Raw genomic sequence first — 10435 nt, forward strand, 5'->3', positions numbered from 1 at the left:
GCTATTCTCCCAATGGGTGGCGTTTACGATAGACCTCATACATTAAAATACTAGCTGCCACCGAAGCGTTTAATGATGTTACATGACCGATCATTGGCAACTGAACAAGGAAATCACATTTGTCTCTGAGTATTCTGCTCATCCCTTTACCTTCGCTTCCGATAATTAAGCCGATAGGCAGCGTACCATCCAACTGGCGGAAATCCTGCTTTCCTTTCGCATCCGTTCCTGCCACCCATACACCACGTTCTTTCAGTTCATCAACCGCCCTCGACAGGTTGGTTACACGTGCAACCGGAATGTGCTCTATGGCGCCCGTGGATGCTTTCGCTACTGTTGACGTAAGCCCCACTGCTCTCCTCTTCGGGATGATGATTCCATGGGCACCTGCAGCATCCGCTGTTCTCATGATCGAACCCAGGTTATGTGGATCCTCTAATTCATCCAGGATCAGTATAAATGGATCTTCCCCTTTTTGTTTGGCTCTATGAAACAATTCATCGATTTCCGCATACTGATAAGCAGCTACAGAAGCCACGACCCCTTGATGATTTTCCGATACCATTTGTTCAATCTTCTTCTTCGGAACGTATTGAACCATCACTTTCGATTCTTTAGCAAGTCCAACAATTTGCTGGATGGAGCCTTTCTGAGAACCTTCTGCTATCCAAATCTTATTGATATCCCTTCCTGATTTCAATGCTTCCATAACCGGATTTCTACCTCCGATAAAATCTTTACTCATTTCTACTCCTCCTTTCCTGCCTGGGCTTGTTCAAATATCATCTTCAACAGTTCCTCTAATCGCTCTGTCCGATTAAGTAAAAACAAATATCCAATAAGTGCCTCAAAAGCAGTGCTGTGTTTATACGTTTGTACATCGGTGTTTTTTGGCGTTGTCCCGGATTTCGCATTCCGGCCGCGCTTGACAATCGAAATCTCTTCTACCGTTAAGACGTCCTGATCGAACAACGTTCTGAGAATAGCCGCTTGAGCTTTAGCAGACACATACTTCGTCGCCGCTCTGTGCAGCTGATTTGGTTTAATCTTTCCTTTTGTTAATAGGAGCTGCCGTACATACGTTTCATATACAGCATCCCCCATATAAGCCAGTGCAAGTGCATTGATTTGTTTCGCATCGATTTGTTCATTTATCTCATGCAGCATTAAGATCCTCTTTTCCAGCGAATGCCTTGAGGAGTATCTTCCAGGATGATATTCATCTCTTTTAACGTGTCACGAATTTCATCTGCTAATTGGAAGTTACGATCTTTACGTGCCTGAATGCGTTTTTCGATCAGTTCTTCCACTTCTTCATCCAACAGTTCTGCTTCCTGAAGGCTTAGTCCCAGGACAGAGAAGAAATCTTCGAATTGGCACAAGAACGTATCAATGACTTCCGTAGCTGTATTCTTCTCCATCAAATAATAATTGGCTTGCTTGGATAATTCGAATAATACGGAAATTCCGTTGGCTGTGTTAAAATCATCATCCATTTCAGAGATGAACTGCGCTTTTAATTCAGCGATTTTGTCCAGCCATTCCCGGTTGTTATCCGTTAAGTCTGTACTTGATTCCTTACGGTGTTTCAAGTTCTCATAAGCTGTCTTTATTCTATCTAAAGCGGACCCTGCATTTTGAAGAAGCTCTAAATTGTAGTTGATTGGATGACGGTAATGAACAGATAGCATAAAGAAACGAAGGACTTGTGGATCCTGTTCTTTGATGATGTCATGAACCAATACAAAATTCCCCAGTGATTTAGACATTTTCTCATTATCAATATTAATATATCCATTGTGCATCCAGTACTTTGCGAATGGCTTTCCTGTAAGTGCTTCTGATTGTGCGATTTCATTCTCGTGATGAGGGAAGGTTAGATCTTGTCCACCGGCGTGAATATCGATGGTATCCCCCAGGTAGCGCTTTGCCATGGCAGAGCATTCAATATGCCAGCCAGGACGCCCTTCACCCCATGGGCTTTCCCAAGAAATTTCCCCTTCTTTCGCTGCTTTCCATAATACGAAATCAAGGGCATCTTCTTTTTTATCCCCTACATCTATGCGGGCACCTGCTTTAAGCTCATCGATCGGCTGATGAGAAAGCTTACCGTAGCCATCAAACTTTCTTGTACGATAATAAACGTCGCCTTGTGATTCGTAAGCAAACCCTTTTTCAACAAGAGCAGCGATAAAATCAATGATGGTATCAATATTGTCTGTTACAGTCGGATGAACATCCGCTTTCTTGCATCCAAGTGCTCCGGTATCTTCAAAATATGCCTGGATAAAGCGCTGGGCAATCGTAGGTACATCCTCTCCCAAATCCTTTGCAGCCCGAATCAATTTATCATCCACATCTGTGAAGTTAGAGACAAATTGAACACCATAGCCTCTGTATTCCAAATAGCGTCTCACCGTATCGAAGACAATGGCAGGGCGTGCATTTCCTATATGAATATAGTTATAAACCGTCGGCCCGCACACATACATTTTGACTTTACCCTCTTCCAGGGGTTTAAATTCCTCTTTTTTTCTTGTCAATGTGTTATATAAACGAATCGTCAATATGATCGACTCCTTCCTTCATATTCCCTTAATAATGATTTTACCTCGTTCAATTCCATTTCCAGTTGTTTCATACGATCATTCATTGGATCCGGGAGATCACAGTGATTCAGATCCTTCTGTATCTTGACGCCATCCTGAATGACGACCTTCCCCGGAATACCAACGACGGTTGAGTTTGGTGGAACATCTTTAAGCACGACCGATCCTGCCCCTACTTTAGAATTTTCCCCAACTACAATCGATCCTAATACTTTCGCTCCTGTGGCGATAAGGGCATTATCCTGAATCGTAGGATGCCGCTTCCCTTTTTCTTTGCCTGTTCCACCAAGGGTAACCCCTTGAAAGAGCGTAACATTATCTCCGATTTCACACGTTTCACCAATCACGACTCCCATCCCATGATCAATGAAGAATCGGCGGCCAATCTTTGCCCCCGGGTGAATCTCTACACCGGTGAAAAAGCGGCTTACCTGTGAAATAACGCGAGCGATAAAAAAGGATTTCCTTTTGAAAAAAGCATGGGCAATGCGATGGGCCCAAATGGCATGAAGACCCGAATACGTAAGGATGACCTCGATATAATTCCTCGCAGCCGGATCCTGATCAAACACTACTTCTATATCTTCCTTAAATGACTTAAACATTCGGATCCCCTCTCTTCGAAAAAATAAAAGCGCAGGCGGCTTGGTTAGGTCCGACAAGCATAAGACGAACTTGCCCTAAAGGCGTCCTTTGCCTTTTGGGTGAGTTTGGCTTATGACCTCGAGGGCCTAGCCGCCGGAGCTGGACAATCAGAAAAGCGCAGGCGGCTTGGTTAGACAATAAAAAAACGCCCCTGTCAATAAACTGACAGAGACGCTTAGATAGCGCGGTTCCACTCTGATTGAGAAGAAAAACAACCTTCCCCAACTCAAATCCTATTAACGGTAGGAAACCGCCTTTACCTACTATATTTCAGTAACGGGCTCAGAGGTGCATTTCAGAATTGGAGGGGCTTAAACCACTTTCAGCCGGTGATGGTTCTCTCTACTAAGCATCCTTTTCTTACTTCTCCTCATCAACGCGATATCATTTATTGTGATACTCTTACTATATTACATTTCCTTCAAAATGTTAACCTAAAAGAATTTGCAGACGATGTTTAACGGTATCTTTCCCTAAAAGCTCAATCGCATTCGGTAATTCAGGACCATGCGTCTGACCAGTTACCGCTACACGGATCGGCATAAACAGCTTTTTCCCTTTATGACTAGTCGACTTTTGCACCGCTTTGATAGACGATTTAATTTCTGCGGCTTCATAGTTTTCAAGAGCTTCGATTTCATTCAAGAAGGCTTGAAGAACTTCAGGAACCTGCTCTTCTTCCAAGACCGCTTTGGCATCATCATCATATTCAAGATCTTCCTTGAAGAACATGTCAGACAGCTCTACGATTTCAGCACCGAAGCTCATTTGCTCCTGGTATAAAGAGATGACACGACTCGCCCATTCACGCTGCTCGTCTGACATATTCTCATCCAGTTTACCCGCACTGATTAAGTGAGGAAGTGATAGCTCCACAACTTGACTTAACTCCAAATTCTTCATGTACTGATTGTTCATCCATGTAAGCTTCTGATTATCAAACAGAGCAGAAGAAGTCGATAGACGTTCAGGGTCAAAGATTTCTATAAACTCCTCTTTAGAAAATAGCTCTTCTTCTCCTTTTGGAGACCAGCCTAGTAACGCAATGAAGTTGAATAAAGCTTCCGGTAAATAACCTAATGCTTCGTATTGCTCGATGAACTGAATGATACTTTCATCACGCTTACTTAGCTTTTTACGGCTTTCATTAACGATTAATGTCATATGTCCATAGACGGGTGCTTCCCATCCAAGAGCTTCAAAAATCATTAATTGTTTTGGCGTATTGGAAATATGATCTTCCCCGCGTAGAACGTGTGAAATTTTCATCAGATAATCATCTACCGCAACGGCAAAGTTATACGTTGGCGTTCCGTCTTTTTTCGCAATGACAAAATCACCGATTCCGTCTGACTCGAATGCTACATCTTCTTTCACGATATCATTGAAAGAATAGACCTTCCCTGCAGGAACGCGGAAACGAATGCTCGGTTGACGGCCTTCTGCTGCTAAACGTTCTTGCTCTTCTTTCGTCAGGTTGCGGCATTTCCCGGAGTAACGGGGCATTTGACCTGATGCTGATTGCGCTTCACGTTCCGCTTCAAGCTCTTCTTCCGTACAGTAGCACTTATAGGCTTGTCCTGTTTCCAGCAGCTCGTTTAGATACTGCTCATAAATATGATTACGCTCTGATTGGCGATAAGGGCCATAGTCACCAGGCTTATCTACGCTTTCGTCCCAATCGATTCCAAGCCATTGAAGATATTTAAGCTGACTTTCTTCTCCGCCTTCAATATTACGTTTCTTATCCGTGTCTTCAATACGGATGATGAACTTTCCACCTACACTGCGAGCGTATAAGTAATTAAATAAAGCGGTTCTTGCATTCCCAATATGTAAATGACCCGTTGGACTTGGAGCATAACGGACGCGTACTTCTTTTGTCATTTGATTTCCTCCTCTTTGTATTCCTGCATTAAAGTCTCTGACCTATTTTAACACCGTTATCAAAGGGAATAAAGCGAATTTGTCCCCTTACTTCTTTTTGATCAACACGGTTGTTTGCACTGCAATCCCTTCGCCTCTCCCGGTAAAACCAAGCTGCTCAGAGGTTGTGGCTTTTACGTTTACTTGAGCAATATCTGCTTCTAATAACGTTGCGATGCTTTTTCTCATTTCATCAATATAAGGAGCCATCTTCGGTTTCTGCGCAATGATCGTGCAATCGATATTCCCTAACTCATACCCTTCCTCTTTCACAAGAGCCCATACATGCTCAAGAAGCTTAGCTGAATCTGCATCTTTGAATTCGGGATCTGTATCTGGAAAATGCTTACCGATATCCCCTGCTGCAATAGCCCCCAAACATGCATCCGCTACAGCATGTAATAGTACATCTGCATCTGAATGACCTAATAACCCTTTTTCATACGGTAGGGTTATGCCTCCCATAATCAGAGGTCTCTCTTCTACCAATTGATGAACATCAAATCCTTGTCCGATCCTAAACATGTTTGTCTCCTCCACTCATTTCCTCTTGCTTCTTCAAAATGGCCTCAGCAAAAAATAAGTCCTCAGGTGTCGTCAGTTTAATATTGTCGTAATCACTCTCCACAACAGCAACCTCAACATCCATTCGTTCCACGAGAGAAGCATCGTCTGTTGCAAGAAAACCATCTTGCTCCGCTTCCCCGTGCGCTTTTTTCAACAATGAAACACGAAAAGCTTGTGGAGTTTGAACCATCCACAAGCTTGAGCGTTCAATCGTTTCCTCGACTTCCCCATCCAGTACTTTTTTAATCGTATCTTTAACAGGAACAGCAGCAATGGCAGCTCCTGTTGAAAGAGTTTTTTCTACTAACTGGTGAATCGTGGATTTTTTAATAAAGGGCCTTGCTCCATCGTGTACAAGAACAATTTCATGATCAACCTCAAGCAATGCATTGTATACACTATGCTGTCTTTCTTCCCCTCCATCTACAAGCTTAACGACCTTCGTAATACCGAAATGTTCTAATAAACTCTTGAACGCATCCCGCTCCGATGGATGAATCGCTAGATAGATTCCCTGACAATGGGAGTCATGTTCAAAAACGCGCAGTGTATGAATAATGACTGGACAACTATTTAGCTCGAGGAGCAGTTTATTCTTGCCCGCTTTCATTCGTTTCCCTTGTCCTGCAGCCGGAATGACAACTTCATATTCCATACGATAACTCCTTTAACACTTGAGTAATACTATTTATTATACCTTACTGAATCAATAGAGTCCGGGCAATGATTACTTATAAAGCTTTTTCTAATTGTTTGGGCTTAGCAAAGATCATCCTGCCTGCAGAGGTTTGAAGAACGGATGTTACGAGTACATCGATGTACTTGCCGATATAATTGCGTCCTTCTTCCACTACGATCATCGTACCATCATCGAGATAGGCGATCCCTTGGTTATGTTCTTTCCCATCTTTGATTACCTGAACCTTCAATTCTTCTCCAGGTAATACAACAGGCTTAACGGCGTTTGCTAAATCATTAATATTCAATACTTGTACACCTTGAAGATCGCATACTTTATTCAAGTTGAAATCATTTGTTACAACGATCCCATTCGTAAGCTTCGCTAATTTCACCAGCTTCGAATCAACTTCCTGAATTTCCTCGAAGTCACCTTCATAAATCTGAACCTCTACAGGAAGCTCCTTTTGAATTCGATTCAGGATATCAAGCCCGCGTCGTCCACGGTTTCGTTTTAATACGTCTGAAGAATCCGCAATATGCTGAAGCTCTTCCAGCACAAACTGTGGAATCACGACAATTCCTTCTAAAAATCCAGTTTGACAGATATCTGCGATACGACCATCGATAATCACACTCGTATCCAGTAACTTCAGGGTTTTCACACCCGCTTCATCAGAATCTTCGTCAGTCTCTTTTTTCTTACCCCTATTTGAAGTACCAAACAGACCGACCAGCTCATCCCTTTTCTTAAAGCCAACTTGAAATCCTAAATATCCAAGAAGCAACGTTAATAGAATCGGAACCACTGTGTTGACAATCGGAATCTCCATTTGATTGAAAGGAATCCCAAACAGATACGCAACAAAAAGACCGATAATAAGACCTAAACTGCCAAATAACAGATCCGTTACTGGAGCTTTTACTAAACTATCTTCAAACCACTTGACGAAATTGACGACATACTCGACTGCCCAAAACGTAAGAATATAAAAAATAATGGCACCAAATATAGCAGTCATATAAGGGTTATTAATTAAAGGAATGTCTGATAAATTTATGACGGTAAATAATTCGGGAAGAAGAAATATCCCCAGTGTTCCCCCGACGATAAGGAAGCACGCTTGAACGATTCTTTTTAACATTCCCTCACCTCCTCCTATTCATTATAAACAATTTACTATTTTTGAAACGTCTTAGCCCTTAAAAATTTTAAATTTAATCGAATGGAAACCATTTTGATAAACTTAACGCATTTTACTAGCTTCCTTAAGTGAAGGCTAACATGTCTTTAAAAGACTGTCAATTTTTTGAAAATGCTTCAATTATACTATTTTTGGTAAATGCAGGACCACATACCTATAACTGTCGATCGGCAAACGTTTGTTCCTTGATTAGTTTTAACCCCTCTTTGATTTTCCGGGCCCTGACCTCTCCGATTCCTTCCACTTCATCCAAATCATCCACAGAAGCACTCACTACATTAGGAAGGGTTTCGAACCTTGTAATAAGGTTTTCGATGATCACAATAGGCAAACGGGGGATCTTATTCAACACGCGATATCCTCTTGGATAGATGGCATCATCATGATGAACATACCCATGATAGCCTAATAACTTTAATAGGACATTATCCTCTAATACTTCTGAATGCACAAGCTCCTGAAATTTATAGAGGAGTTCGAACGGCTTGATATTTCTCTCCTGGGAATAATCCCTTATAATGAGCATCGCCTCATCTTCAATGTCCGCCAATAGCTCATTCATCTGCAGGCGGATCAACCTTCCTTCCACACCCAGCTCGCTTAAATAGGTCAATAGCTCGTTCTTAATCCTTAAAACCATTTCGAATCTGTGAAGAACTTGCAGTAGGTCGCTTTGTGTGACAAGCTCCTCAAACTCCAGCACCGATAAATTAGAAATGCTCTGATCCAGAACCACCTTATACTTCTCCAATGTTTGAATCGCCTGGTTGGCCTTCGTCAAGATGACAGAGATGTCCTTTAATGCATATCGAAAGTTACCTTGATACAGGGTGATGACGTTCCTCCGTTGAGAGATGGCGATGACAAGGGCATTGGTTTGTCTTGCAACCCGCTCAGCCGTACGGTGTCTCATTCCAGTTTCAGTGGAAGGAACGTACACATCGGGAGCCAACTGTGCATTGGCCAAAATTATCTTCGTACCTGCTTCATTCAGGATGATTGCCCCATCCATCTTGGCCAGCTCATATAGATAGCTAGGAGAAAAAGCGCAATTAATATGAAATCCGCCGTCCAGTACAGATTTCACCTTATCATTGTAGCCAACAACAATGAGCCCTCCTGTATTGGCTCTCAGCACATTATCAATGCCATCCCTGATCGGGGCACCAGGAGCAACGAATTGTAATATATCCGACATGGACTTCTCTCTTGCCTTCTTATCTTCCATTTCCTATCCTCCTAAAATAATAGCCAGCGCTTCGTTTATATTTGATACTCCTGTGACCTCTATATCAGAAGGAGGCTGCCACCCACTTAAGTTATTTTGGGGAATAATCACACGTTTAAAACCTAATTTAGCCGCTTCCTGGACACGTTGCTCAATCCTCGAAACCCTTCTTATTTCACCTGTCAAACCAACTTCTCCAATGATACAATCGTGGGCCCTTGACGCTTTATCCCGAAAGCTCGACGCAATACTCGCTGCAACGGCCAAATCAATCGCCGGTTCATCCAGTTTAACTCCACCTGCCACTTTCAGATAGGCATCCTGCTGCTGCAATAGCATTCCTGCCCGTTTCTCCAATACGGCCATAATGAGTGAAACACGGCTATGATCAATCCCCGTTGCCATTCGTCGTGGGTTGTTGAAGCTGGTTGGAGTGACAAGGGCTTGTATCTCCACTAGAACGGGTCTTGTACCTTCCATGGAAGCAACAACCGTTGAGCCTGCCGCGCCTTGGGAGCGCTCCTCCAGGAAAATCTCAGAAGGATTTGCGACTTCCTCCAAGCCAAGCTCTTTCATTTCAAAAATCCCCATCTCATTCGTCGATCCGAAGCGATTCTTCACGGCTCTTAAAATGCGATACGAATGATGACGCTCCCCTTCAAAATACAGCACGGTATCAACCATATGCTCCAATAAACGAGGCCCTGCAATCGATCCTTCTTTTGTAACATGCCCTACAATAAAGATGGCGATGCCTTTTGTTTTCCCTATTCTCATTAATTCGGCTGTACATTCCCTTACCTGAGAAACACTGCCTGGAGCAGATGTCACTTCAGGGTGAAAAATCGTTTGAATCGAGTCGATGATGACAAAATCAGGTGAGATCTGTTCAATCGTCTGGTGAATCAATTCAAGATTTGTTTCTGCAAATATATATAGATCATCGGATTTCACATGTAATCGATCTGCCCGAAGTTTTGTTTGCTTGATGGATTCTTCTCCGGATATATATAAAACCTTCTGCTTTTGATCAGCCAGCTGGGCAGAAACTTGGAGCAATAAAGTAGATTTTCCGATTCCCGGATCTCCACCGATCAACACAAGTGATCCCGGAACGACTCCCCCACCCAACACCCGATTCAGCTCTTTCGACTCGGTCAATACTCTTGGTTCTTGCTTTGTTTCGATTGAGATAAGCTTTTCTGCTTTAGTAGGCCCGCTATTTTCAGAATGCATAAACGACCCACGAGGCTTCTTCCCAGTCATCTCAACCTCTTCCACCATCGTGTTCCACTCGTTACATCCTGGACATTTCCCCATCCATTTAGCAGACTCATATCCACATGATGAACATACAAACTTTGTCTTTTTCTTTGCCAATCTATTCTTCTCCTCTTTTACTCTATTTGTACTCTAACCATTCCATATAAGTACCCTTTGGGAATGATTGTATCGGTTTTATGTAATGGTTACAAGAAAAGCGCAGGTGGCTCGATCTGGCCCGACAAGCATAAGGCAAGCTCGCTGAAAAGGCGGTCTTTGCCTTTTTGGCGAGATTGACTTATGATCTCGAGGGA

10 protein-coding genes and 1 other annotated feature are annotated in these 10435 nt (G+C 42.8%); all 10 genes read right to left on the reverse strand.

What is annotated here, in order from left to right:
• Position 1 precedes the first annotated feature (1 nt).
• Positions 2-745, reverse strand: coding sequence for a 23S rRNA (guanosine(2251)-2'-O)-methyltransferase RlmB (gene rlmB / locus AC6CIB_RS22615; protein WP_498284483.1), 744 nt, complete (start codon positions 743-745; stop codon positions 2-4).
• A gap of 2 nt (positions 746-747) precedes the next feature.
• The gene (locus tag AC6CIB_RS22620) at positions 748-1167 is read right to left on the reverse strand and encodes a Mini-ribonuclease 3 (RefSeq protein WP_498284485.1); all 420 of its coding nucleotides are present in this window, start codon (positions 1165-1167) and stop codon (positions 748-750) included.
• Positions 1167-2567, reverse strand: coding sequence for a cysteine--tRNA ligase (gene cysS / locus AC6CIB_RS22625; RefSeq protein ID WP_498284487.1), 1401 nt, complete (start codon positions 2565-2567; stop codon positions 1167-1169). The genes AC6CIB_RS22620 and cysS overlap by 1 nt, the downstream gene beginning before the upstream one ends.
• Positions 2564-3214, reverse strand: coding sequence for a serine O-acetyltransferase (gene cysE / locus AC6CIB_RS22630; protein ID WP_498284489.1), 651 nt, complete (start codon positions 3212-3214; stop codon positions 2564-2566). The genes cysS and cysE overlap by 4 nt, the downstream gene beginning before the upstream one ends.
• Positions 3215-3418: 204 nt before the next feature.
• Positions 3419-3640 (reverse strand) — a binding site (T-box leader).
• Positions 3641-3683: 43 nt separating this feature from the next.
• Positions 3684-5141, reverse strand: coding sequence for a glutamate--tRNA ligase (gene gltX, locus AC6CIB_RS22635; RefSeq protein WP_498284491.1), 1458 nt, complete (start codon positions 5139-5141; stop codon positions 3684-3686).
• Between the two features lie 87 nt (positions 5142-5228).
• Positions 5229-5705 carry a 2-C-methyl-D-erythritol 2,4-cyclodiphosphate synthase gene (gene ispF / locus AC6CIB_RS22640; protein WP_498284493.1) on the reverse strand — a complete coding sequence of 159 codons (477 nt, stop codon included), beginning with the start codon at positions 5703-5705 and terminating at the stop codon, positions 5229-5231.
• Positions 5698-6402, reverse strand: a complete 705-nt coding sequence (ispD, locus tag AC6CIB_RS22645) for a 2-C-methyl-D-erythritol 4-phosphate cytidylyltransferase (RefSeq protein WP_498284495.1) — start codon at positions 6400-6402, stop codon at positions 5698-5700. Before ispD ends, ispF begins: the two co-directional genes overlap by 8 nt.
• Before the next feature lie 76 nt (positions 6403-6478).
• Positions 6479-7570 (reverse strand): PIN/TRAM domain-containing protein, encoded by a 1092-nt coding sequence (locus tag AC6CIB_RS22650; RefSeq protein ID WP_498284497.1) that lies wholly within the window; start codon positions 7568-7570, stop codon positions 6479-6481.
• Positions 7571-7784: 214 nt separating this feature from the next.
• Positions 7785-8858, reverse strand: coding sequence for a DNA integrity scanning diadenylate cyclase DisA (disA, locus tag AC6CIB_RS22655; RefSeq protein ID WP_498284499.1), 1074 nt, complete (start codon positions 8856-8858; stop codon positions 7785-7787).
• Between the two features lie 3 nt (positions 8859-8861).
• Entirely contained in the window at positions 8862-10238 is a 1377-nt protein-coding gene (radA, locus tag AC6CIB_RS22660) for a DNA repair protein RadA (protein ID WP_427601251.1), read from the reverse strand.
• Positions 10239-10435 lie beyond the last annotated feature (197 nt).

This window comes from Rossellomorea sp. GQ25, assembly GCF_059758515.1.